At 37.8% G+C, this 24066-nt stretch carries 25 protein-coding genes; 8 read left to right on the top strand and 17 right to left on the bottom strand.

What is annotated here, in order from left to right:
• Window positions 1-386 precede the first annotated feature (386 nt).
• The gene (gene fadE, locus L2672_RS07830) at window positions 387-2834 is read right to left on the bottom strand and encodes an acyl-CoA dehydrogenase FadE (RefSeq protein ID WP_248995271.1); all 2448 of its coding nucleotides are present in this window, start codon (window positions 2832-2834) and stop codon (window positions 387-389) included.
• A gap of 243 nt (window positions 2835-3077) precedes the next feature.
• Between fadE and L2672_RS07825 the strand changes: the two genes are divergently transcribed.
• A complete protein-coding gene (locus tag L2672_RS07825; protein WP_248995270.1) occupies window positions 3078-3869 on the top strand; it encodes a class II glutamine amidotransferase in 792 nt (263 codons plus the stop codon).
• 106 nt (window positions 3870-3975) lie between these two features.
• Here the strand turns inward: L2672_RS07825 and L2672_RS07820 are convergent, their stop codons facing one another.
• The 4 genes from L2672_RS07820 to L2672_RS17300 all read right to left on the bottom strand — a co-directional run bounded on the left by L2672_RS07820 (window position 3976) and on the right by L2672_RS17300 (window position 6534).
• Complete coding sequence (locus tag L2672_RS07820; protein WP_248995269.1) at window positions 3976-4887, bottom strand: DUF3108 domain-containing protein; 912 nt, start codon at window positions 4885-4887, stop codon at window positions 3976-3978.
• 108 nt (window positions 4888-4995) lie between these two features.
• On the bottom strand, window positions 4996-5367 hold the full coding sequence (locus L2672_RS07815; protein WP_248995268.1) for an MGMT family protein: 372 nt from the start codon (window positions 5365-5367) through the stop codon (window positions 4996-4998).
• Window positions 5368-5502: 135 nt separating this feature from the next.
• A complete protein-coding gene (trhA, locus tag L2672_RS07810) occupies window positions 5503-6183 on the bottom strand; it encodes a PAQR family membrane homeostasis protein TrhA (protein ID WP_248995267.1) in 681 nt (226 codons plus the stop codon).
• Window positions 6184-6405: 222 nt separating this feature from the next.
• Complete coding sequence (locus L2672_RS17300; RefSeq protein WP_275974986.1) at window positions 6406-6534, bottom strand: hypothetical protein; 129 nt, start codon at window positions 6532-6534, stop codon at window positions 6406-6408.
• A 58-nt stretch (window positions 6535-6592) separates the two neighbouring features.
• Here L2672_RS17300 and L2672_RS07805 point away from each other — a divergent pair, with 58 nt between their 5' ends.
• Window positions 6593-7417, top strand: a complete 825-nt coding sequence (locus tag L2672_RS07805) for a hypothetical protein (protein WP_248995266.1) — start codon at window positions 6593-6595, stop codon at window positions 7415-7417.
• 17 nt (window positions 7418-7434) lie between these two features.
• Here L2672_RS07805 and rrtA read toward each other — a convergent pair whose 3' ends face one another.
• Window positions 7435-8061, bottom strand: a complete 627-nt coding sequence (rrtA, locus tag L2672_RS07800) for a rhombosortase (RefSeq protein ID WP_248995265.1) — start codon at window positions 8059-8061, stop codon at window positions 7435-7437.
• Window positions 8062-8075: 14 nt separating this feature from the next.
• On the bottom strand, window positions 8076-8789 hold the full coding sequence (gene queC / locus L2672_RS07795; RefSeq protein WP_248995264.1) for a 7-cyano-7-deazaguanine synthase QueC: 714 nt from the start codon (window positions 8787-8789) through the stop codon (window positions 8076-8078).
• 173 nt (window positions 8790-8962) lie between these two features.
• Between queC and queE the strand changes: the two genes are divergently transcribed.
• Window positions 8963-9631 (top strand): 7-carboxy-7-deazaguanine synthase QueE, encoded by a 669-nt coding sequence (queE, locus tag L2672_RS07790; RefSeq protein ID WP_248995263.1) that lies wholly within the window; start codon window positions 8963-8965, stop codon window positions 9629-9631.
• 73 nt (window positions 9632-9704) lie between these two features.
• Here queE and L2672_RS07785 read toward each other — a convergent pair whose 3' ends face one another.
• From L2672_RS07785 to L2672_RS07755, 7 genes are all read right to left on the bottom strand, one after another.
• A complete protein-coding gene (locus tag L2672_RS07785) occupies window positions 9705-10919 on the bottom strand; it encodes a pyridoxal phosphate-dependent aminotransferase (RefSeq protein WP_248995262.1) in 1215 nt (404 codons plus the stop codon).
• Window positions 10920-11156: 237 nt separating this feature from the next.
• The gene (gene efp, locus L2672_RS07780; RefSeq protein ID WP_248995261.1) at window positions 11157-11717 is read right to left on the bottom strand and encodes an elongation factor P; all 561 of its coding nucleotides are present in this window, start codon (window positions 11715-11717) and stop codon (window positions 11157-11159) included.
• Window positions 11718-11762: 45 nt separating this feature from the next.
• Window positions 11763-12959: an elongation factor P maturation arginine rhamnosyltransferase EarP gene (gene earP, locus L2672_RS07775; protein ID WP_248995260.1), complete on the bottom strand. Its 1197-nt coding sequence runs from the start codon at window positions 12957-12959 to the stop codon at window positions 11763-11765.
• Between the two features lie 75 nt (window positions 12960-13034).
• The gene (gene fldA / locus L2672_RS07770; RefSeq protein WP_248995259.1) at window positions 13035-13562 is read right to left on the bottom strand and encodes a flavodoxin FldA; all 528 of its coding nucleotides are present in this window, start codon (window positions 13560-13562) and stop codon (window positions 13035-13037) included.
• Window positions 13563-13613: 51 nt separating this feature from the next.
• Window positions 13614-13886 (bottom strand): LexA regulated protein, encoded by a 273-nt coding sequence (gene ybfE / locus L2672_RS07765; protein WP_248995258.1) that lies wholly within the window; start codon window positions 13884-13886, stop codon window positions 13614-13616.
• Window positions 13887-13894: 8 nt separating this feature from the next.
• Window positions 13895-14116, bottom strand: coding sequence for a DUF2788 domain-containing protein (locus L2672_RS07760; protein WP_248995257.1), 222 nt, complete (start codon window positions 14114-14116; stop codon window positions 13895-13897).
• A 99-nt stretch (window positions 14117-14215) separates the two neighbouring features.
• Entirely contained in the window at window positions 14216-14992 is a 777-nt protein-coding gene (locus L2672_RS07755; RefSeq protein WP_248995256.1) for an alpha/beta fold hydrolase, read from the bottom strand.
• 283 nt (window positions 14993-15275) lie between these two features.
• Here L2672_RS07755 and seqA point away from each other — a divergent pair, with 283 nt between their 5' ends.
• Window positions 15276-16001 carry a replication initiation negative regulator SeqA gene (gene seqA / locus L2672_RS07750; protein WP_248995255.1) on the top strand — a complete coding sequence of 242 codons (726 nt, stop codon included), beginning with the start codon at window positions 15276-15278 and terminating at the stop codon, window positions 15999-16001.
• Window positions 16002-16023: 22 nt separating this feature from the next.
• Entirely contained in the window at window positions 16024-17664 is a 1641-nt protein-coding gene (pgm, locus tag L2672_RS07745; protein ID WP_248995254.1) for a phosphoglucomutase (alpha-D-glucose-1,6-bisphosphate-dependent), read from the top strand.
• A gap of 134 nt (window positions 17665-17798) precedes the next feature.
• On the opposite strand, the gene L2672_RS07740 is transcribed toward pgm, so the two are convergent.
• Window positions 17799-18125, bottom strand: coding sequence for a hypothetical protein (locus L2672_RS07740; protein ID WP_248995253.1), 327 nt, complete (start codon window positions 18123-18125; stop codon window positions 17799-17801).
• A 209-nt stretch (window positions 18126-18334) separates the two neighbouring features.
• Here L2672_RS07740 and L2672_RS07735 point away from each other — a divergent pair, with 209 nt between their 5' ends.
• Both L2672_RS07735 and L2672_RS07730 read left to right on the top strand, forming a co-directional pair.
• The gene (locus L2672_RS07735) at window positions 18335-18817 is read left to right on the top strand and encodes a putative 4-hydroxy-4-methyl-2-oxoglutarate aldolase (protein ID WP_248995252.1); all 483 of its coding nucleotides are present in this window, start codon (window positions 18335-18337) and stop codon (window positions 18815-18817) included.
• 46 nt (window positions 18818-18863) lie between these two features.
• A complete protein-coding gene (locus tag L2672_RS07730) occupies window positions 18864-20687 on the top strand; it encodes an AsmA family protein (protein ID WP_248995251.1) in 1824 nt (607 codons plus the stop codon).
• Window positions 20688-20742: 55 nt separating this feature from the next.
• Here L2672_RS07730 and L2672_RS07725 read toward each other — a convergent pair whose 3' ends face one another.
• The gene (locus tag L2672_RS07725; RefSeq protein ID WP_248995250.1) at window positions 20743-22299 is read right to left on the bottom strand and encodes a lytic transglycosylase; all 1557 of its coding nucleotides are present in this window, start codon (window positions 22297-22299) and stop codon (window positions 20743-20745) included.
• 136 nt (window positions 22300-22435) lie between these two features.
• The gene (gene gloB / locus L2672_RS07720) at window positions 22436-23230 is read right to left on the bottom strand and encodes a hydroxyacylglutathione hydrolase (RefSeq protein ID WP_248995249.1); all 795 of its coding nucleotides are present in this window, start codon (window positions 23228-23230) and stop codon (window positions 22436-22438) included.
• A gap of 87 nt (window positions 23231-23317) precedes the next feature.
• Between gloB and L2672_RS07715 the strand changes: the two genes are divergently transcribed.
• Window positions 23318-24064, top strand: a complete 747-nt coding sequence (locus tag L2672_RS07715) for a class I SAM-dependent methyltransferase (protein ID WP_248995248.1) — start codon at window positions 23318-23320, stop codon at window positions 24062-24064.
• Window positions 24065-24066: the final 2 nt, after the last annotated feature.

Here is a 24066-nt window from a genome sequence, read left to right as displayed (position 1 = left end):
AACGTCATTCCGGCAATGTTTTAGTCGGAATCTATGTTTAATCAAAACGTCATTCCGGTAATGCTTTTGAGCCGGAATCTATGCTGTTATGTCGTGAGCAATAATAAAACAGATCCTCGATAAAAGATCTCGAGGATGACGAATTGATTCGGTGAATAATCAACCGTCATTAAGACATTGCTTTGAGTAGGAATCTAAGCTTAACCTTACCGTCATTCCGGCAATGTTTTAGCCGGAATCTATGCAGTGTTGTCTTGAGAAGAATAAAACAGATCCTCGATAAAAGATCTCGAGGATGACGAAAGAGGGGGTAATAGTCTCTGACTTAAAAAAAGGGATAAAGCTTTAGGCTTTATCCCTTTTTAAATTGTTAAAAGACTATTCGTCTAAGCGGCTTGTTCTTGCTTAGCTGGTGCTTTTTGATTTGCTCTAAGCACTTCAGTATCAAAGTCATCAACATTAATTGACTTCATACGGCCAATTTCAGCTCGTTCTAGTAAGTCAATTTCAGCATCACTTAATACACCTAATGCTTTGCCTTCCGCAGCAATCTTGTCTAACCACATAAACGGTAAACGTTTACCTGCAGCTTTACATACTTTGTCGTATAGTGGTTCTGCTGCAAGAATGTCGACAAAAGTTTGCTCTTGAATACCCACAGCGTTGTTTTCACAGTTAGTAAAGAATTGGCCTTTACCTAAGCGATCACGACTTGCACAAGGGGTTTGCATGATTTTAGCAACTTTATGGTCAACCACATCAGAAGGGCGTTTAACTGGACGACCTAATGGGAAGATAACCAATCTTAAAGCATGACCAAGACCCATTGGGAAGTTGTTTAACAAATCATCTAATGAATCTTGTAACTTAAATAATGAATCTTCAACAGCCCATTGAACCAGTGGGAAGTCTTCTGTTAAACGACCGTCATCTTGATAACGTTTTAATGTAGCAGACACCAGGTATAATTGACTTAATAAATCACCAAGGCGAGCTGAAATACGTTCTTTACGTTTCAAGTTTCCACCTAAAGTACCCATTGCTAAATCAGATAGCAATGCTAAGTTGGCGCTAAAGCGGTTCATATGTTGGTAGTAACGTTTAGTTTTGTCTGAGTAAGGTGAGTTCGAGAAATGCGAACTCGTTAAACCCATCCATAAACTACGGGTGAAGTTAGAGACTGCAAAACCAATATGACCGAAGATAGCATTGTCAAAATTAGTTAATCCTCGGTTTGCGTCAGCATCAAATGCTGATTCCATTTCAGCTAATACATATGGATGACAACGAATTGCACCTTGGCCATAAATGATCATAGTACGGGTTAAAATATTCGCGCCTTCAACAGTGATAGCAATAGGGGCTGCTTGATAGCCACGGCCTAAATAGTTATTTGGGCCTAAGCACACACCTTTACCGCCATGAATATCCATTGCATCAATGATACATTTTTGCATTCTATCGGTAAGATGGAATTTAACAATGGCAGAAATAACAGATGGTTTTTCACCTAAATCAATGGCTGTAGTCGTTAAGCTTGTTACTGCATCCATTAAGTAAGCATTACCGCCAATACGTGCCATTGGCTCTTCAATACCTTCTAATTTACCAATAGGCAATTTGAATTGGCGACGAATACGTGCGTATGCACCTGTTGCTACTGCCGCTGTTTTAACGCCACCAGCTGAGTTTGAAGGTAAGGTGATACCGCGTCCAACAGATAAACATTCAACCAACATTCTCCAGCCTTGGCCAGCCATGCTTGGGCCACCAATAATAAAGCTAAGTGGAACAAAGACTTCGTTGCCGCGTGTTGGACCATTTTGGAACATACAGTTCAATGGGAAGTGACGACGTCCAGTTTCTACACCAGGAATATCAGTTGGGATTAGAGCACAAGTAATGCCTAAATCTTCTTCTTTACCTAATAGACGGTCAGGATCTTTCAGTTTAAATGCTAGGCCTAATACTGTCGCTACTGGCGCAAGAGTAATATAACGCTTGTTCCAAGTTAGTTTCATACCGAGTACTTCTTCACCTTGGAATTCGCCTTTACAAACAATACCAAAGTCAGGGATAGAACCTGCATCACTACCAGCTTCAGGGCTGGTTAGTGCAAAACATGGCACTTCTAAGCCTTTTGCCAAACGAGGTAGATAATGGTTTTGTTGCTCTTCGGTACCATAGTGTTGTAATAATTCACCAGGGCCTAAAGAGTTAGGAACACCAACCGTTGAAGCTAATTCACTGCTTACACCGGCTAATTTTTGTAATACACGAGATTGAGCATAAGCTGAGTACTCTAAGCCACCGTATTTTTTCTTAATAATCATTGCAAAGAAGCCATGATCTTTAAGGTATTGCCAAACCTCTTGTGGTAAATCACCCAATTCATGAGAAACCATATGATGGTTAACCATTTTACAGACTTCTTCCACTGGGCCATCTAAAAATGCTTGTTCTTCCGCGGTTAAGCGTGCTTGTGGGTAGTTGTGTAACTTTTTCCAGTTTGGGTTACCAGCAAATAAGTCAGCTTCCCACCAGGTAGTACCGGCTTCAATAGCTTCTTTTTCGGTTGTAGACATTTCAGGCATGATACCGCGATACACTTTTAATAAAGGACGGCTAATAACATTTTGTCTGAATGATTTGATGTTAAACGGTAATGCGATGACTAAGAAAACAATCCATGTAACAGTGTTTACGATGTCCAATGCACTTCCCACTGCCAAAACTACAGCTGCAGCAATGGTGGTGGTGACAAGGGATACCCTTAGGTAAGACATTGTGCCGAGCACAAGGATCATCGCGATGATCAAAAGTAGGGTGGTCACTTTATTTCTCCTTAAAGCCAATCACTATGTCAAAGGCTAGTATTTTTATTGATCTTATTCACAAGTATAGGTCGTGGTCTGACCTCTGTCATAAAATTAACCCTTTGTTGTGACTAATTCAAGCACTTTTCAAACAATTGTTTAAATTTTTATGTATTAAGTTTGTTCCACTGTTTTGCCACAAAAGATACAATATGCGTAATAGTAAATTTTGATCAATTAGTTACCAAAAAGGCTTAAAAAATGTGCGAATTGTTAGCCATGAGTGCCAATGTCCCTACAGATATTGTTTTTAGTTTCACTGGGTTAGTTGAGCGTGGTGGTGTGACAGGCCCTCATGTTGATGGTTGGGGAATTACGTTTTACGAAGGTAAGGGCAGTCGAACCTTTAAGGATGCCTGCCCGAGCAGTCAATCTCATGTTGCTCAGTTAATTAAGTCTTATCCTATTAAAAGTGAAATTGTTATTAGTCATATCAGGCAAGCCAATAGGGGTTGTGTTTCGTTAGAAAATACGCATCCATTTACCCGTGAGTTATGGGGACGATATTGGACCTATGCTCATAATGGTCAATTAAGTGATTATCAAAACAAGTTTACCTTAGGGAGATTTCAAGCGGTTGGTGATACCGACAGTGAAATGGCCTTTTGTTGGATATTAGAACAAGTGGTGGCCAAATTTGGCGATACTCCGCCTGAAAATATGGATGAGGTATTTATCTATATAGCAAGCCTAGCAGATGAAATCAGGCAATTAGGTGTATTTAATATGATACTCAGCGATGGCATCGACTTAATGGCATATTGCACAAATAATTTATGTCACATCACTCGTCGTGCTCCTTTTGGTAAAGCAACGCTGATTGATACTGACGTAGTGATTGATTTTCAGAAAGAAACAACCCCTGATGATGTTGTCACCGTAATTGCCACAAGACCACTAACCAATAATGAACAATGGCAGGTGTTATCACCGGGGGATTGGCGATTATTTAGAAAAGGTAATATTCGTTTATCTCATTCTGTGGAAAAATAATTATTCTGTACCTATCATCATTCTTCTTATCCCTATAAAGATTAAAGTCGTCTTCACAAGAGTAATGTGATGACGACCTTTAACCTGTCAAAATAATAAAGAATACTTAATCAATAACCATTTTTTTGATATCAGAAATCTCTTCCATACTAAATTTATCTGGACTGACTTCTTCAGTATTTGCATCTTCATCTTCGTCATTATTATCTTGTGCCATTAAGGCCTTTTTCTCACTCATATATTGTTCAAATATTTTAGATTCATGAGCCAAATCTAAACGAGGTATTGAAGGTAATTCCTTATCAAAATGAAAAGCTGATAACTGAATATCTAACTGTTTACTGCCTTTCGAAAAGTGGCTTAACCTTACAGGTAGGTACGCTAATTCGGGAGCCATCCAAAAATAAGTTTGTCTTTTTTGACTAGAACGCACCACTTCAAATTTAACTGTGTCAAATGTGCCACCCGCAATCGATATGGTTTCAAAGCCAATAATTTTGAAATCATATTCATCTATCTCTTTCTCTTTTACCATTCGGTAATTAAGCGGTCGTTGGTTGTTGATAACATCCATTCTGAATTGTAATTGCACCATTAATGGGTCAAATACTTGCTCTTGGTAATCAAGTTTTAATGCATCTTGTTTATATATGGTATGAATAAAATTCTGTGATTTGGCAAATGCGGTGCTCTCAGTGTAGTCTCTTCCTGTTCCTGTTCTTTCATGAACATATCTAAAAGGAACTAACTTTCCATCCTCTAAGGTGAAATCACTTTGTAGTTTGCGTTCATCAGATAACATCAGTAATCCAACTTCGCTTTCAAAAAAATAAGTGTAATAACCTGTATCAGTTGCAGGTAATTGATATTTAGCTTCACCCAGTTCAAAACTGCCATAAAAGGCTTTATAGGTTGCTGTATGGGGTGTTAACGGTGACAGAGCCTGTTGTGTAGTGACTTCTTTAGCCGTGTTATTAGGTAGAACTTGTTCAGTTTCAACGGGTGCTTGTGTTGCCACAGCATTTGATGAATGAAAAAAGCATATGCCAATTACCATCAATGAGGTTATTAAAAGAAAAGCTTTATACTTATACGGCTTTATTTGCACAGTTTCGATCCTAATAATTTAAAACGGTAACGACAGAACTAATGTCGCAATGTCGGGTTGCCACATGTCAGTAGACAAGTTAACTTTGCCCTGGTTCACTTCGACATTATCATTCCATAACAATTCTGTTTGTATTCTAAATAAAGCGCTATCTGGCGGAAATGCCAGTTTACCAGAAGCGCTAATGACTCTGTGCCAGGGCACTTGGCCATCCTTAGATTGCTTTAATGCAGTTGAAACATAACGTGCTCTACCAGGTAAACCCGCTAAATCAGCAACTTTGCCATAAGGTAACACTTTACCTTGCGGAATCAGTTTTACCACATGAATAATTCTTTGCGCAGGCTGCAATTGCTGAGTTTGTATTGGCATAGTGTGGTTATAGGTCATTTAATCTTTTAGCACTATAGTACTTATTGCTGACAAAATGCAGCAAGTAAAACTTACTCAGAGGAATACGCTAACCTATGTGAAAGTGGATTTATTGTACGTTGACATGACTTAAAATCAAGTAAAATCAGTAGATTAAACCGTCGCGATATTATAAATACATAAAAAATGTGAGAAGGCACCAGCTAATACAAATAAATGCCAAATAGCATGATTGTAAGGGATTTTTTTATTGGCATAAAAGATCACACCAAGACTGTAAAATAACCCACCTGCAATTAATAAATTAAAACTGACATCACTCATGTTAGCGGTAAGATCTTTCATCACCGTTACGCATAACCAGCCCATAATGAGGTAAAGCATTAAGCTAAACCCTTTAAAACGGCCAATAAATAAGGTTTTAAAAACAATCCCGCCAAAGGCCAATGCCCAAATGCCTGTGAGGATAATGGTCGCGTTATTATTTTGTAAACTGATTAGCATTAACGGTGTGTAGGTGCCAGCAATAAGGGTATAAATAGCGCAATGGTCTGCCATTTTGTAACGCTTTCGCCAAACAGACGTACGGCTAGAGTGATATAAAGTAGACGCAAGAAAAAGCGCAATAACACTCACACCATAAATAATCACCCCAAGTAGTTGGCTAGTCGATAAATCAGCCCGTGCACTGATTAACATCATCATTAAACCAACGATACCTGCAATGACCCCAGTGCCATGCGATATAGCATTAGCAAGCTCTTCTTTGTCGCTATAATCAGAAATAGCGCCTATAGAATTAACGGCTAAGACTGTTTGGGCTTCATTGGACATATCGTTTTTCTCAGGTGATGTGACGACTTAGTGCAAACAGTCTAACAGTTGATTGAGCAACAATCCATACAGCTTACACGTGTAAGCCTAATAAGTTTTTGTTTAGCGTAACAACGCTTAATAATTGTAGCTATTATTTTTACTGCCTGAGAGTGGAACTTAACATTCCTTTAACCGTCAAAAGTTTATTGTATTAATTCTACCTCAAGCTTGGTAACTGCATTATGGGCCAGCAAGATGAGTTTCATCTTGTATGGCCACTGCTAATAAAGTGGCTAATAAAGAGACATCTAGCAAAATGACAGTTAGCAAAGCAATAGGGATAAGGCCAACCATATAAACAAATGCCATGTTTACCTTTAACAGCATCGCACTAATACAGAACAGCGTGAAGTCTTGTGATCGGACGATGATAAAATCCGTTTTGATTGCAATTCTACTTCATACGCTGGTGTTGTTATTCATTCAATTAACTTGGACGAATACCCCGAATACTGAATTGAAAAGAAACCAAGCCAATGTCGCTGTACTAAAAAGTTATCTTATTACTGAGCATCAATATCAGCAATGGTTTAATAAGCCGTCAGTTGAAGATTCGCTAATTAAAGAAGATGAAGGTAATGATGCTGCTGTTCATAAATCAAGTGTTAAACAATCAGAATTTAGTAAAGCAGTAGATTCTAAACCAATCGTTGAAAACACAAACTTGCAAGCTAATACTCAACAAAAGAAACAGTTAACACCTAATGGTGAAGCAGAACAATCAGCAATTATCAGTAACAAAACACCAATCAAGCCTCTGGAAAGTGATAAAGACATAGCTGATAATAAGCTCGTTCCACAGCGTAATTCACAACAAAAATCGACTTCAATTAATCAAGCCTCTAAACAATATTTATCCAACAATCAGTCACAGTTGTTTGAAGCTATGGTGCAAAACCAACATGCAGATGCGAATAAACCGGTCGGTTCAATGAGTGTCATGGATCCCGAACTTGAGTTTATCGAAATTGAGCAAGCAACAGATCCACAACAGATACATACATTCAATCACAGGCTCGATCCAAATAGAATTGTGAAGCAAGGGGACTATTGTTACAAAGTGGTCAAGCTCGCTACCCAGATAAACCCTCACGCTTGGAATTATGGCTTTGCCGAGTTTTGTGGTGAAGATGAAGTGCAACAGGCGTTAGATTCTTCAATTTCATTTAGAGTGAACAAAATTAAACCATAAATTGATCTTTTGCTGGATTAAGATTGAGAATATTTAAATTTGCTGGCCATTGGGGTCCAAACTAACGCGCTAATCAGCCCAGCTATAACACCGACTAAATGTGATTCAGTCGCTACTCGCGCACTTATTAATTCACTAATATCAGCACTGGCCCCAAAATACTGCTCATAAAGTACTTTTAAAATCACCCCAAGTAGCAATACATAGCCTGATATTAAACCCTTTCGGATATCCATTATTGCGCCGAAAGTAAATAGACCATGCAGTAGGCCACTTAATCCAACATAGGCTTGAAGTTGAGGGTAAAACAGATAAAGGCCGATACCTTCTAAGAGGCATAGTGAGCTAAAAAGTAATATCAGCTTACCGGTATGCCTTTTATAATGCAGTTCATGTAGAAAGATAATTACCCAAAAACCGGCTAAATTCATGGCTAAATGCCACATATTGGTATGCAATAAGTTACCGGTGACTATGCGCCAAACTTGACCGTCAGTTATCGCTTGGCGCTGATAATTTAATACACCTTGAATATCTATAAAGGCTAGTTTCCCTGATGAAATGGCAAACAATACAATACATAACACACTCATTAACAGCACAAAACTGAAAGGCGTTATTGAATGTGAACCCTGTTTAGCCATCTGTAATTAATCCTTTATTTTGATGCTTGTTTTGAATTTAGCGAATCCATAACCTGTTGTTGATTATTGAGGTAATCATCTAGGCCATTTTGTCTTAATAAACATGACGGACAATCTTGGCAACCTGCACCAATGATACCGTTGTAACACGTTAATGTTTGGTCTCTGACTAATTCGAGTTGTTGATATTTGTCAGCCAATGCCCAAGTTTCAGCTTTGTTTAACCACATTAATGGCGTTTCAATGGTGAAAGGTTTATCCATTCCCAATGCTAAGGTTTGTTGCATGGATTGAATAAACTCATTGCGGCAATCAGGATAACCCGAAAAATCGGTTTCACACACGCCGGTAATGACCGTTGTGCAGCCAATTTGATAGGCATAAATACCGGCTAAAGTTAAAAATAAAATGTTTCTGCCTGGAACAAAAGTATTTGGTAAGCCATTGTTCATTAATTCATGCGACACTGGTATTGCATCACGTGTTAGTGCAGATATCGCAAGTTCATTTAACAAGGTAGTATCTAATACTTTATGACTGGCCAATTTTAGCTGTGATGCTAACTGCTTAGCGACATCAATTTCTTGCCTGTGACGTTGTCCATAGTCAAACGTGATGCCATGTACTTCGTCATATTCTGCTAATGCTTGAATTAAGCAAGTGGTGGAATCTTGGCCGCCACTAAATACAACAAGGGCTTTGCGTGGCGTAGAATTAAGCTGAGACATGAAATGACCTAAATATTAGTAAAGAGAACATAATAAGATAATATTTTATCTTAATGGTGTTTTTAATAGCAAAGTTAACCATTATAACAGTTAAGTTTAACGGTAGGCATACTTGATACTCAAACAAAAATCGTCTATAAATGCCGCCCCATAATGATTAATCAAGGTTTAACATGCATTATCCTGTAAACGAAGTATTTGAAACGATTCAAGGCGAAGGGTCATTCACTGGTGTACCCGCTTTATTTGTTCGTTTGCAAGGTTGTCCAGTGGGCTGTGCATGGTGTGATACTAAACAAACATGGGAAGTATTAGAGCAAAATAAAGTTCAGCCAAATGATGTCATTCAAGTAGATGGAACTATTGGTCGTTGGGCGGATCATACCGGCAAAAGTTTAATGGCTGCTTTTAATCAACAAGGTTTTACGGCTAAACATGTTGTGATAACAGGTGGTGAGCCATGCTTATATGATTTAACTGAACTGACTAGCCAATTAATTAACGCCGGTTATAGCGTTCAAATTGAAACCTCTGCCACCTTCGAAGTGAAATGTCATGAAAACGCTTGGGTGACGGTTTCACCAAAGCTGAATATGAAAGGGGGTTATGAAGTTCTTCAACAAGCCCTTATTCGTGCCAACGAAATAAAACATCCGGTAGCGAAACAAAGCCATATTGATGAACTGGATGAATTGCTGAAAGATATTGATGTAAAAGATAAAGTGATCTGTTTGCAGCCTATCAGTCAAAAACCTCGAGCGACAGCGTTAGCAATGAAGGTGTGTATCGAACGTAACTGGCGTTTATCAATTCAAACACATAAATATTTAGATATTGATTAAGCTCCAGCAATTATAATTTTGAATAAAAAAACGGGCACCAAGCCCGTTTTTTTATTCAATATTTACATCTAACTTACTGTTTATAGTCTTCTAAGAAGTTTCCAAACTCAGTTAGTGCTTTGGTTAATTCATCTTTATGTGGCAAGAATACCACTCTTAAGTGATTTGGTTCATGCCAATTAAACGCGGTTCCTTGTACTAAGAGAATTTTCTTCATTCTTAATAGTTCAAGAACCAACTTTTCATCATCACGTAAATTGAACTTTTTCATGTCAAGTTTAGGAAAGGCGTATAAGGCACCTTTTGGCTTTTTACAGCTCACACCCGGAATTGAGTTCAAAATGTCGTAACACACATCACGTTGTGCTGTTAGCCTACCATTAGGCAAAATTAATTCATTAATTGACTGATAACCACCTAATGCGGTTTGAATAGCATGTTGATTAGGAACATTTGAACACAAACGCATAGACGCTAGCATTTCTAGGCCTTCAATATAACTTTGGGCGGCTTTTAAGTTGCCAGACAACATCATCCAGCCTACTCGAAAACCAGCAGCGCGATACGCTTTTGATAAGCCATTAAAGGTCACCGTTAAAATATCATCAGACAATAATGCTGCAGGGACATGATTCGCTTCATCGTAAAGAATTTTATCGTAAATTTCGTCAGCAAATAAAATAAGGTCATGTTGACGACAAAGCTCAATCACTTGTTCGATCAGCTCTTTACTGTATACCGCACCCGTCGGATTGTTAGGGTTAATTAATACAATGCCACGTGTGCGAGATGTTATTTTACTTTTAATATCATCAATGTCTGGGAACCAGTCCGCTTCTTCATCACAACGATAATGAACCGCTTTGCCGCCAGCTAAATTGGCTGCTGCAGTCCATAACGGGTAATCGGGTGATGGGATAAGCATTTCATCATTTGGATTGAGCAACCCTTGCATCGCCATTACAATCAGCTCAGAAACACCATTGCCGATATAGATATCTTCAATATCTACCCCGAAAATACCTTGTGACTGATAATGCTGCACAATGGCTTTGCGTGCAGAGAATAATCCTTTAGATTCACAATAACCTTGGGCACTAGGTAAATTGAGAATAACGTCACGTACAATTTCTTCTGGGGCTTCAAATCCAAATGGGGCAGGGTTGCCGATATTCAATTTAAGAATACGGTGACCTTCGTCTTCTAAGCGACGAGCCTCTTTATGTACCGGACCACGAATGTCATAACAAACGGTATCTAGCTTGTGGGATTTGATGATTGGACGCATACAACTCTCAATAAAATACGACTAAGTTAGCGAACAATAACGAATTTATGCTATTAGTGGAAGAGCTGACTAAACAAAATTAGTATATTTATTAGAATAAAATGCTAATTAATTGTAACCAGTTAGAGTGAAAAACTTTTAAGGTCGCTTTAATATGAAGGTATGCAGAATTTTATGCTGGTTAGATAACAAAAAGCCAGCGATTAAGCTGGCTTTTATTGAATTCATAGCATGTGGTTAAACACGCTTTTTAAATTCACCTGTACGAGTGTCAATTTCGATTTTATCACCAATCTTAACAAACTCAGCAACAGTAACTGTACCACCACCAGTGATGGTTGCAGGCTTCATTACTTTACCAGAAGTATCACCACGAGCAGCAGGCTCAGTGTAGGTTACTTCACGAACAACACTTGTTGGTAGTTCAACAGAAATTGCTTTACCTTCGTAGAAGGTTACTTGGCAGTTTTCTTCCATACCGTCAACAATGTATGCCGCTGCATCACCTAAGTTTTCAGCTTCAACATCATACTGGTTGTATTCAGCATCCATGAATACATACATAGGATCTGCATAGTAAGAGTAGGTACAATCTAAGCGATCAAGAATGATATCTTCCATCTTGTCTTCACCTTTGAAGGTGGTTTCAGTGGTAGAATCTTGTAAAAGGTTTTTAAGCTTTAGCTTTACGATTGCAGCATTACGACCAGAGCGAGTGGTTTCTGTCTTTTGAACAACCCATGGGCTGCCATCTAACATGATCACGTTTCCAGGACGGAGTTCATGAGCAGTTTTCATTACACAATTTCCTATATCTTTAGGTTTACTATTTCGAGCAGTATCTTAGCTATTTTTTACAAAACGAACTAGTCGTGAAGCGAGATCTGCGCCATTTAATGCATCTATTGGCCATTTTTTAGCATGTTTCAGCAATGGCAAATATTGAAAATCTATTGATTGCCAATGTTCAGCGACTTTAGTTAAGTCATCTTGGTTGAAAGCTAAATTTAATTCAGCCCATTCATTAGCGATTTCAGGAGCCAGATTATCGCAGTAAATCTTCATAAAAGCTCGTAATTTTATTAGGTGATAGTCATCTTCTTGAGGATAAATATGCCAAATAAAAGGTTTTCCAGCCCATTGAGCTCTTAAAAAGGAATCTTCGCCACGAACAATATTAAAATCACAACTCCAAAGTAAGCGATCATATCCATGTTGGTCTGTCATGGGTAACACATGGATATGTACATTATTTAACTGAAAATGTCGTTGCTTAATTAACTCTTCAACACTACAAGATAAATGTTTTGCAATAGAAGCTAAGCTTTTTCCTTGTGGTACTAAAATATGGCTGGTTTTAGTTTTCTGCACAAAATAATCAATTAGCACTCCAATTGAATCAGTCTCATAACTGAAAAGTGACATTACATAATCTTCAGCCTTAATATGGTTGATTCCCAATTGGGCAAACAAGGCCAATTTATGCTGTGGGTTATGTTGCCAGCTATCCCGCTGTTGCAGCAAGTTTGCTTCACATATCAGTCCGCCAGTTTTAGGCGTAAATCCAGGGAAGTAAAAATACTTTTTTAATCCCGTTGCTTGTAAAGACGGTAGGGCATGGCAACCTTCAACCCAGTCTTCTGCAGAAAGGTATTCTAGATTAATCCATAATGGAACCTGAGATGGATTAGTTTGCTTTAGCGTGACAAGTTGATTGATTATTGATGAAGGTAATTCACAGGCAAACGCCTCTACTAATACCTCCCCTGGTGTAAAATCTATAATTGAGTCTTTATTCCATTGAATAATATTCACACCGAAGAAATACTGTCTGACATTATAAGGATTAAGCTGCGGTAATATATGTGAAAAACTGTGTAAATCATCGACCCATAAATTGACAGTGATTTGATATTCATCAACTAACTGTTTAGCTAAGCGCCAAGTGACGCCAATATCACCGTAATTATCAACAACCACACAAAAGATGTCCCAATGGTTTGCTGTGGTTGTATTATCAGATGCAGGGCTATTAACCATAATCTCAACTTATTGTTAGTTTTTAGTCATAAAAAAAGCGACCTAAGTCGCTTTCATTAAATGCATTATAGCAAATTAGTCTTCTAATTCTGCTAAACACATTTCTTCGTAAATTTGTTTAACCCAAGCGTCAACACGTTCTTCAGTTAGTTCTGGTTGACGATCTTCGTCAATACCTAAACCAATAAAGTGGTCATCGTCTACTAGGCCTTTAGAAGCTTCAAAATCATAACCTTCAGTTGGCCAGTGGCCAATAATGATTCCGCCACGGTCTTGAACGATATCACCAACCATACCCATAGCATCTAAGAAATATTCAGCATAGTCTTCTTGGTCACCACAACCGAAAATAGCGACTAACTTGTCGTTAAAGTCGATTTGCTCCAATTCAGGGAAAAAATCATCCCAATCACATTGAGCTTCTCCGTAGTACCATGTTGGAATACCAAATAATAATAAATCATATTCAGCAATTTGCTCTTTAGTACTTTTGGCGATGTCTTTTACATCAACCATTTGCTTGCCCAGTTTTTTCTGGATCATTTTGGCGACAGCTTCGGTATTACCAGTGTCGCTACCGAAAAATAGACCTACAGTTGCCATGGGTTATCCTTTCTATATCAAGTTCGCAATAATGCGGGTTCAGAAAACTTATCAGTTATCAATTTGCCGTTGCAAAATATGTTCAATTAACTGGCTACGGCTGATGTTACTGGCCAAAGCCTGTTCATTCAAGGCGTCATACAAATCTTGTGACACCTTTAACTCTATTCGCTTTAAACCGTTTGCTCGATCACGTTGTATCTGGTTTCGTTTATTAATCTTTAATTGCTGTTCACGAGAAAGTGGATTACTTCTGGGTCTTCCACGTCGTTTTTCGCTGTCAAAAAGATCAATGGTCGTTCTATCTGCTGTTTCTTTTGCCATGTCTCTAATTAACCAATACCTGAGCCTTCCCAGGTCATTTGAATAATGCCTTTTGCCACAAACCCGGCACAACCAAGGAACAATACTCCCCAGACAACATATCGACCGTATTTGGGTACTTTCCCTTGTTTCAATACGTCGTTAATTGCCATGCCGATAAAAAAGAATATTGCTGCAAAAAACAAATTTAATCCTAAAGTTTCAATTTGTTCCATATATTGATTCAGCATACTTTACCTTTAACTTTGGTCTGTTATGGCAAAAAAGAGGCGAGAATATATCACAATGACTCCATTACGGCTATCCGTTGAGGTGTAAATAATTAAAATTTAGTCGGGTTTTTTCTGTAAAAATTCAGTCACTAGACGGTTAAATATGTCTGGTTTTTGAGCATGAAGCCAGTGTCCCGTTCCATACAAGGTTTTTACCGAGACATTAGGAAACTGAGCCATAATTTGTTGCTTGTGTTCAGGCAATACATATTCAGAGTCACCACCCCGAATAAAAAAGCAAGGTTTGTTATAAGGTTCCACTTTATTATCAGCAGCAATCGACCAACCAATAATATGTTGATAGTTCGCTTTCAAACCTGAAAGATTAAGCTTCCAGCTAAATCCATGAGTATTTCTTTGTAAATTTTTTAATAAAAATTGAGCTGTACCTTCATCTATTCCATTTGAGGTTAAATGGCTTAAAGCCGCGGTACGTGATATTAATTGCTCAAGAGATAAAGATTCCATGGCTTCAAAAACCTCATTATGACGAGGTGAGTAGCTAACAGGTGCAATATCAGCTGCGACCACTTTTGAAATTCTTTGCGGGTATAACAAAGCTGTTGCCATGGCAATTTTACCGCCCATTGAATGACCGACTAAATCCACGGTATCAAAACCAAGTTGATCAATAAGTGAGATCAGTGCTTCGGCCAAGCTTGGGTAATCCATAGTGTGCCAATGTTCACTTAACCCATGGTTTGGTACATCAATACGCACCACTGTAAAGTGAGGTTCAAGTGATTTAGCCAGTGCTTTTAAATTGTCTAAATTACCAAAAAGGCCATGAATTAATATAACCGGTGTTCCACTTCCAGAGACTTCGTAATGCATTTAATTCCCACTAACGACTTCAATTAATGGCGCAAATTCTGAGCTATGAATTTAATCAGATCAAGTTTTTACGTCACTTAGTCATTAATATGCTGAAAAATTGTAAGATCGACAGTGAAAATTGGTAAATAACATTCAAATTATCCATAAGGGGCTTTATTCTTAGGTGATGCTTGGCTTAAACTGACAAAATAATCGATCTAAATTGATCAATGTTTTACATAATAATGGCCTCTGCATAAACCATGTTAATTATAAGAATCAGAACAAAAGGATGATTGAAATGAAATACATTGAAATTGATGAAGAACTATATCGTCATATCGCAAGTAAAACTGAGCGAATTGGTGAAAGCGCTTCTGAAATTTTACGTCGTTTATTGGATCTTCCTGTTGAGCCAGTTGTTGATGTGCAACCTGAGTCTGTTAGCCAACCAAGCTTAGATGCGTTAGATTCAAACGCCAGAGACGCATTGTTTGATAAAGCTAAAACCATAGTTGAACAACTGGTTAATCATCGGGCGCAAATTCACACTGAGCCAACTACGATTGCTGACGTTACGCCATCACAAGTTAGCTCAACGAATACTGTTACAGAGATAGTTGAACAGACTACTGACATAGAATTAGACAAAAAACATCAAAACGTTGACACGGCTGAGCCTAACGTAGAAATAGATTTCGACTCAATTGTCAATGAACATTTGCTTGAGCAGCAAAAAGGCGCTGTGGGGCGTTTTATGTTTTTATTAAATGCACTTGCTATTCGTTCGAATAGTCAGTTTGAAAATGTATTGAACATTCAGGGTAAAGGGCGCTTGTATTTTGCTCGCTCTAAGCAAGCACTGCTTGACTCAAGCCAATCTTCCAACCCAAAACAAATTGGCGACTCAAATTATTGGGTATCAACCAACAATAATACCGCCAAAAAACGCACCATTTTAAAAGAAGTATTACTTCAATTGGGCTGTGAAGAATGTAAAGCATTAACCCTATCAGAACATATTTAAAATTTGATTTAAGGAGATTTAAGTGACAATTCACGAGCGAGCAGGGACGTTAGCAGTACCAGCGGATTTAGTTAATATTCCGAAGTTGATGAGTTTATATTATCGGTTAGTGCCTAATGTTGAAGATGTGCAACAAAAAGTCACTTTTGGTACTTCAGGTCATCGTGGAACGGCACTAAAATCAAGTTTTAATCAAAATCACATTTGGGCTATAACTCAGTCAGTAGTTGATTACCGTCAACAGGCTAATATTACTGGCCCAATGATAGTAGGCTATGATACCCATGCATTATCGTATGCGGCATTTTTATCTGTTATCGAAGTGCTTACTGCAAATCAAGTTCCCGTTTTAGTTCAACAACATGATGGCTTCACCCCAACGCCAGTGGTGTCACAAGCCATTATTAGTGCAAACAAAAATTCAAATACTCTCACCGATGGTTTAATTATTACTCCGTCGCATAATCCTCCACAAGATGGTGGAATAAAATATAACCCTCCACATGGTGGCCCAGCAGAAGCTGACATCACTAAGCAAATTGAAAACAAAGCCAATGACTATTTAGCTTCGCAATTATCGGGAGTTAAAAAGGTCAATTATGGTGTGGCTCTCGCATCAGGCTGGATAACCGAAACTGACTTTATTGCCCCTTATGTTAACTCTTTAGCCGAGGTTATTGATTTTGATTCAATAAAAAAAGCTAATTTGCGGTTAGGGGTTGATCCATTAGGTGGTTCAGGGATTTATTATTGGAAGCAGATAGCCGCCAAGTACGATTTAGATATTACCCTTGTTAACAATAAAGTCGACCCTACTTTTAGCTTTATGACTTTGGACAAGGACGGCAAAATTAGAATGGATTGCTCATCGCCTTATGCGATGGCTGGCTTACTGGCCCATGCTGATGACTTTGATATTTGTGTGGGTAATGACCCTGACTATGACCGTCACGGCATTGTATGTCCTGGTTTTGGTTTAATGAATCCTAATCATTATTTAGCAGTGGCAATTGATTATTTAATCACTCACCGTCCACAATGGTCTGACAAACTGGCCATTGGAAAAACGTTAGTTTCCAGTGCGATGATTGATAGAGTTTGTCAGAGTTTAAATAGAACGTGTTTAGAAGTTCCAGTAGGCTTTAAGTGGTTTGTTGATGGTTTAGCCCAGAATACCATCGCATTTGGCGGTGAAGAAAGTGCTGGCGCTGCGTTTTTAAAACAAGATGGTACCACATGGTGTACCGACAAAGACGGCTTTATATTGGCATTACTGGCACTTGAAATTACCGCTGTCACGGGTAAAACTCCTGCGCAACGTTATAAAGAGCTCACCGAACAATTTGGTGAAAGTTTTTATACCCGAATAGATAGCCCTATTAGTTTGAAGAAAAAGGCGAAATTTGAAACCTTAACTTCAGCAAGCTTTAGTGATAATACATTAGCTGGTGAGCCAATTACCGCCATTCTTACTCGAGCACCGGGTAATGATGCTGAAATTGGAGGTGTTAAAGTGACCACAGACAATGGTTGGTTTGCTGCAAGACCCTCAGGCACAGAAGCGTTATTTAAAATTTACGCTGAAAGTTTTATCAGCGAGCAACACCTACAACAAATTGTAACCCAAGCACAAACCATGATTGATACAGCTTTAAAATCGTAAACCGGGCTTTATCAACAATAAAACGCTCCATAAGGGGCGTTTTTTTTATAAGCAAAATAGTTGAATAACATGACAAACTTTAATTAGCGTCTGGTTCATTAAAGCCAAGAGTTTAAACGCAAACGTTTGGCTAATTATTTTGATTTTCTTTGCTGAATATTAAGCATTATTTTCAACACTTCTTGATAGCTTATGCCATATTGACGTGACACATTGATCATTTTAGTTTTTAGTGTTTGCACTTTTTCTTGTTTTAGCAATTGCTGATTTTTTTCATCAACCAATTCATTGACGCATTCTTGTAAAACTTGTAAGCGGCGTAAGCTGTAATCAAGTGACTTCAAATATGTTGTCATCTGTTGTTTGCTACGGGCATTCTCTAGGTTTGTCGTGGTTCGTTGTTCAAACTCAAGTTCTTCAAATGCGTGAATGACTTTTTCTAATGCGATATCGTTGTTCATTACAGTATGCTTTGGATAAAAAACAAATTATAAGCAAGCTTAACTTAATAGTCATCAATAAACTTCTATAGGTCGATAATCTATTATTTGTAGTGGGAAATGTGAGTTAACTGCCGAGATTTATAGAGTATATAATCACAATGATAATACCTTGTAGCAACTCCATTTTTACTTTAGTCTAAAATCAGCATTTGTGACAAGGAGGCAGTATGCTTGATTTACTTCCAGATTTATTCGATAAATATCCTCAAGACCTTAATCTTATTCAATTCCCTTGGAAAACATATGGACAAAAAACCATTTTTTCAGGTGAAGTTGTAACTGTTAAATGCTTTGAAGATAATTCTAGAGTGAAAGAGCTCTTAGCTCAGCCCGGTAAAGGAAAAGTACTAGTTGTCGATGGGGGAGGTTCGCTGCGCCGTGCATTATTGGGGGATATTATTGCTCAAAGTGCAGTAGATAATCATTGGGAGGGCATTGTTATCTATGGTGCAATACGAGATGTAGCTGCCATAAACACTATGGATATTGGTGTGAAAGCATTAGCGCCTAATCCCATTAAAACGAATAGAAAAGGGCTTGGAACTGTCGATGAGCCGATTGAATTGAATAATGTGCTGGTTCACTCAGGCATGATGATTTACGTTGATTTAAACGGTGTAGCCGTATGTGACAAAAAATTAACGCTATAATATGGGTTAACTTTTTGTGTCTCCATTAGCAGAACAAGGGAAGGTTATGAAATTAATTAAATGGTTAGTGTTTGTTGTCGTTGCATTAGGAGTCAGCTTATTTGCTTATCTGACGCTATTTTTTAATATCAATGACTTTAAACCTCAAATAGTCGAGCAAGTTAAAGAGCAAACTGGCCGTGATTTAGCCATCAATCAAGATTTAAGTTGGAGTTTTTTCCCTTCTTTTGGGATAAACATTGGCGAGGTTACGTTTTCGAATCCGCAAGGTTTTGACCCTGTCAATATGTTAGAAATTAAACAAGCCGTTGCAAATGTGGCACTGATACCTTTATTCAGTCAACAAGTAGAAATTGAGCAATTATCATTAGACGGGCTGAAGTTGAACCTAGTGACCAACAAGCAAGGTGTGACCAGTTTCAGCGGACTAGATTCAACCTCTGACAAAGCCACACAAAGCGATCCAACTACTGAAGATACTAGCCATTCAGCCAGCCTTTCTAGTTTAAATATTGCAGGCATTGAAATCACTAATTTACAAATTAATGTCATTGATGAACAAGCTAATTCAAACCAAACATTTAATTTAACGTCATTTACTTTGGACAGCTTTTCATTAGGTGAGTTTTCAAATATTGCTTACGAATTTGATGCTCAACTACCAGATATGAAAGTTAGCTCTAGTGGTGAAGGTAAAATTAAAGTGTCTAATGAGCTTAATATTATTGAGCTGATTGATTTAGATATCGAAAACCTTGCTGAAGGTGATTCATTACCTAACAAAGCTATTAAATCTAGCTTAACGCTAGGTGCTAATGCTGTGTTAGATACAAAAGACGTTAAGATTGCGATAAAAGATTTAAAGGTTGATTCAATTGAAGCATTAGCGATGCTTGACGTTAATTACGCTAACACTATTCCTATTATTAAAGTGATGGTTGAATTTGGTGATATAGATTTAGACACGCTTTTACCAAAGAATGAACAACAAACTGACAGTGAACAAGCGTCTTCTTCGCCAGAGCCAACAACAGAACCTGACTTATCGGCATTAAAGCAAATTGATTTAAGCGTAGATTTAAAAGCTAAATCAATTAAAGTGAATAACTTATTGACTCAAAACTGGCAGATGAATGCTACGGTTCGTAATGGCATTGTTAACCTCGAACAATTAAAAGCAGACTTATACGAAGGCAATATCCTCGTTACCGCAAAATTAGATGGTCGCAATAAAACGCCATCATATCAGTTTGCAAAAACATTGACTGGTGTACAGATTAGACCTTTATTAACTGATCTTGCCGAAGTTGATCTTATTTCAGGAAATGCTAACTTAAAAATCAATGGCTCTGGTAAAAGTTTAATTCCGAGTAAATTAAAGCAACAGTTATTGGCAAAGGGCAATTTTGAAGTAGCTGATGGTTCATTATATGGTGTCAATATTCCACAAATGATCCGCAGTGCTGAAAAGAAACTACAAGGTGATTTATCCGCTACTGATGACTCTGAACTCAAGACAGATTTTACGAGTTTAACGGGGCATTTTGATATTTCCAAAGGTGTAGTATCAAACCCTGATTTATCAATGGCTTCACCGCTTATAAGATTAGATGGTAAGGGGACGGCTAACATTATTAGTGAAGCGATTGATTACCAATTAATTACCAAGGTTGTCGGTTCATTAGCGGGGCAAGGTGGAGAGTCTGGTGACTTATCCGGTGTTGATATTCCGCTTAAAATCAGTGGAACATTTAAAGAGCCTAAATATGGCATAGACACTGATGCTTTAATGCAAGGGCAATTAAAAAAACAAACAGATGAAGCTAAAGACAAAGTTAAAGACAGTTTATTTAAAAAATTGGGCCTGTAACTTTTTTAAAAATTGATGTTAAAAAAAGGGCTAACCTATCGGTTAGCCCTTTTTCTTATGTTTTACTGACCAGTAATTTTAACATTTGACCGGGTTGTAAGTAGTTATTTTTATTTAAACTGTTCCATTGAACTAGCTCGTTTACAGATACGTTATAACGTGCTGCAATCCTTGCTAATGAGTCACCTGATTTTACTTTGTAGTTAATGACATTAGCACTAAGTGAGTCATAGTTGATGAATTCATTAGGATAAATAACTAATTTTTGACCAATTTTCAAAAGTTGTTTTTGATTAAGCTTATTCCATTTAGTCAGCTGTTTTACACTGACATCATTGCTTCTAGCAATATCCCATAAATTATCACCAGATTTCACAATATAAATATTAGCCGTTTGTGATGATTTTTTGTGGGTACTTTTGGTTAATGTTTGCTCTGAGGCTAAATTTGCTATTTCACTGTCCGTTGCTGCAACAGGAATAATCAAATATTTTCCAGCAATAATATTATTACCTTTAATACCGTTACTACTGCGGATCATACTTATAGGGGTGTTATAATTTCTGGCGATAACACTTAAACTGTCACCTGGCTTAATTTTATATCTTAACCAGTTCATTCTTGAATCAGGACTAAGTGCCGCCAATTTCTGATTAAAAGCAGATTTACTTTCAAAAGGAATAGTTAAAAAATGTGGCCCATTTGGTGGAGTAGCCCAACGTAATAATCCAGGGTTTAGTGCTTTCAACTCATCAACACTGATATTAGCCATCTCTGCTGCAAGTTTTAAATCTAACTGGCTACCAATGTCAACGATCGCAATTTTGGGTTGGTTATCAATTGGGTTTAGATTTATGCCATATTCTGAAGCATTTTTTACCGCATCAGCAAGTGCTAATAATTGAGGTACGTAATGCGCTGTTTCTTTGGGAAGATGCAGTTTCCAGAAGTTAGTGGGTTTGCCTTTTAATTTATTACGTTTAATCGCGTTAAAAACGCGACCTTCACCAGAATTATAAGCCGCTATGGCATAAATCCAATTATGGTCCATCTTGTTGTATAGATATTCTAATAAATCTAAAGCCGCTATCGTAGATGCACGAACGTCACGACGACCATCGTACCACCAATTGTTTTTCACTTTGAAAGTGGTTGCGGTAGGTAAGGTTAGCTGCCAGATACCTGAGGCATGCATATGAGAATAAGCAGTAACATTAAATGAACTTTCAATAATGGGCAGTAAAGCCAGTTCCGTTGGAAGATTACGTTTTTCGACTTCTTCTAAAATAAAATATAAAAAAGGTTCTGCACGTTGGCTGATAATTTCAAGGTGACGTGGATTATCGATATACCACTGGCGATATTGATTAATTAAAGCCTTATCTGCAATATCCAGTTGCATGCCATTTCTAATACGTTGCCAAACATCATTAACTTCTGCCATATCCTGTTCAATATCAGCTAACGTTGTAACTTGCTGATTTTTCGGCTTTGCAGGTGTTTTTACCACTGGCGTTTCATTGTTAGTTGACAATGTGGTTTCAGGCTTGGTGGATTGACAGCCCATCACTAATAATACTGTGGAAGCTAGCAGTGATAACTTGGTTTTCATTGAAAAAATCCTAAAATCTAAGGCCTTAAACCTTACTTATTACTAATTGTTACTTAAATGAGAGATTTTCTCAGTCTAGAAACGAGCGACCGCACATTGTAGAGTAATTTATTTTACTTGTCTTATTAAAAAATAGTTAGAAACTATCCTTCCACTGTCTCATTAAAGTAAACGATTGAACTTCATCAGAAATAATTTCATTAAAGTGTGATGAAAGTGCATTTTGAGTAGATTCTAAATGACAAAGTAGAAAGGGATTTATTCGTTTTTCTATGCCAATTGTAGAAGGAATCGTCGCTCTATTATTGTGACGTAATTCAGTACAAGTGTGTTGATATTCTTCAATATCTTTGTTGTGAGGCAGTGCCGTGGTGGCAAATTTAAGGTTGGCTAGGGTATATTCATGTGCACAATATACTTTTGTTGTATCGGGTAACTCTGCAAGTAACTGAAGTGAAGTATTAAATTGCTCTGGTGTTCCTTCAAACATGCGGCCGCAACCTCCACTAAATAATGTATCGCCACAAAATAAATGATTGTCGATAACATAAACGATATGGCCTTTAGTGTGTCCTGGTACACTAATTACAGTAATTAGTGGCAGATCTGGCAGTGTAGCGTCATGGTTAAACTGAAGAGATTGATGATCTTCTAGTGTCAGTGGGTGAGTTAAACCAACAATGTTGTCTTTGCTTGGGCCGTATACTTTTAGGTTATTCTGATAACATTGTTGTAGATGGGCTATTCCACCAGTATGGTCGTGATGGTGATGAGTAATCAATATACCAACTAAAGTAAGTGGTTTGTCTTCAAGATACTTTTCAACTGTTTGACCACACCCTGGGTCGACTACCCATGCTTGTTTATTTGGGGTTTCTATTAGCCAGATATAATTATCGGTAAATGCTGGTAAACAATGAATTTTAAGCATGTTCTAACTCGAATTTCTATAATGATTTTGTTAGAGTAATTGTAACTGATGATGACTGCAATAAAATAGCCAAAAGAGGAGCTTCCCTTGGCAAAAGTTTTTCAGTTTGTAGATAAGCCTGTTGCATTACAATGGGATGATATTTGCAATGGTGACAATATCAAAGCTGAATTAGAAAACCACTTAGCACAGTGGTGGCCGAAACTGTTTGGTTACCATTTATTAAAGCTAGGGCCGTTAAGCGCGCAAATTAACACCCTTAAATGTCAAATAAACCATCACTTCAGTTTAAGCGAAGATGAACAGTGCTCCATTCAAGCAAGCCCGCGTCATTTGCCCTTACAAACTCATTCCATCGATGCCGTTTTAATGACGTCATTATTAGAGTTTGAGTCAGATCCTTATCAAGTTTTACGCGAAGTAGATAGGGTAGTCGTTTCTGGTGGTTATATTATGCTTGCAGGGTTTAACCCCATTAGCCCAATGTTCTTGGGTAAATTATTACCAAAATACCAGAACCAAATCCCTTGGAGTGGGCATTTCTTTATGCCCTCAAGAGTAAAAGATTGGCTGGGTTTATTAGGTTATCAAATTCATGGTGACGAGCGACTAGTTTATCATCACTTACTGTCTGAATATCCCAGTTCGATTGCGTGGCATAGTAAATTAGAAAAATGGTTGCCCAGTGCTGGAAGTGTCTATCTTATTGTTGCCAGAAAAATGGATTCGCCTTATACCCCGATAAAGGATAAACATAAAATAAAATCACCGAATTGGACTACAGCCCCCACGGCTACCCGAGCAAGGATTAAAGTGAAAAAACGGCCGATTTAACG

This window comes from Shewanella gaetbuli, assembly GCF_023284065.1.
GTDB classification, from domain to species: Bacteria; Pseudomonadota; Gammaproteobacteria; order Enterobacterales; family Shewanellaceae; genus Shewanella; species Shewanella gaetbuli.
Note: the sequence above shows the minus strand (reverse complement) of the source record. Positions and strands in the feature narration are given on the sequence as shown.

Bases quoted from the DNA above. Each gene is read 5' to 3' on its own strand.
- L2672_RS07755 (WP_248995256.1), bottom strand. From the start codon at position 14,992: ATGCATTACGAAGTCTCTGGAAGTGGAACACCGGTTATATTAATTCAT.
- rrtA (WP_248995265.1), bottom strand. From the start codon at position 8,061: ATGGCTAAACAGGGTTCACATTCAATAACGCCTTTCAGTTTTGTGCTG.
- trhA (WP_248995267.1), bottom strand. From the start codon at position 6,183: ATGTCCAATGAAGCCCAAACAGTCTTAGCCGTTAATTCTATAGGCGCT.
- earP (WP_248995260.1), bottom strand. From the start codon at position 12,959: ATGGTTAATAGCCCTGCATCTGATAATACAACCACAGCAAACCATTGG.
- L2672_RS07785 (WP_248995262.1), bottom strand. From the start codon at position 10,919: ATGCGTCCAATCATCAAATCCCACAAGCTAGATACCGTTTGTTATGAC.
- L2672_RS07730 (WP_248995251.1), top strand. From the start codon at position 18,864: ATGAAATTAATTAAATGGTTAGTGTTTGTTGTCGTTGCATTAGGAGTC.
- L2672_RS07825 (WP_248995270.1), top strand. From the start codon at position 3,078: ATGTGCGAATTGTTAGCCATGAGTGCCAATGTCCCTACAGATATTGTT.
- L2672_RS07815 (WP_248995268.1), bottom strand. From the start codon at position 5,367: ATGACCTATAACCACACTATGCCAATACAAACTCAGCAATTGCAGCCT.
- L2672_RS07805 (WP_248995266.1), top strand. From the start codon at position 6,593: ATGATAAAATCCGTTTTGATTGCAATTCTACTTCATACGCTGGTGTTG.
- L2672_RS07725 (WP_248995250.1), bottom strand. From the start codon at position 22,299: ATGAAAACCAAGTTATCACTGCTAGCTTCCACAGTATTATTAGTGATG.
- queC (WP_248995264.1), bottom strand. From the start codon at position 8,789: ATGTCTCAGCTTAATTCTACGCCACGCAAAGCCCTTGTTGTATTTAGT.
- fldA (WP_248995259.1), bottom strand. From the start codon at position 13,562: ATGGCAACTGTAGGTCTATTTTTCGGTAGCGACACTGGTAATACCGAA.
- gloB (WP_248995249.1), bottom strand. From the start codon at position 23,230: ATGCTTAAAATTCATTGTTTACCAGCATTTACCGATAATTATATCTGG.
- ybfE (WP_248995258.1), bottom strand. From the start codon at position 13,886: ATGGCAAAAGAAACAGCAGATAGAACGACCATTGATCTTTTTGACAGC.
- L2672_RS07760 (WP_248995257.1), bottom strand. From the start codon at position 14,116: ATGCTGAATCAATATATGGAACAAATTGAAACTTTAGGATTAAATTTG.
- L2672_RS17300 (WP_275974986.1), bottom strand. From the start codon at position 6,534: ATGGCATTTGTTTATATGGTTGGCCTTATCCCTATTGCTTTGCTAACT.
- seqA (WP_248995255.1), top strand. From the start codon at position 15,276: ATGAAATACATTGAAATTGATGAAGAACTATATCGTCATATCGCAAGT.
- queE (WP_248995263.1), top strand. From the start codon at position 8,963: ATGCATTATCCTGTAAACGAAGTATTTGAAACGATTCAAGGCGAAGGG.
- L2672_RS07735 (WP_248995252.1), top strand. From the start codon at position 18,335: ATGCTTGATTTACTTCCAGATTTATTCGATAAATATCCTCAAGACCTT.
- efp (WP_248995261.1), bottom strand. From the start codon at position 11,717: ATGAAAACTGCTCATGAACTCCGTCCTGGAAACGTGATCATGTTAGAT.
- L2672_RS07740 (WP_248995253.1), bottom strand. From the start codon at position 18,125: ATGAACAACGATATCGCATTAGAAAAAGTCATTCACGCATTTGAAGAA.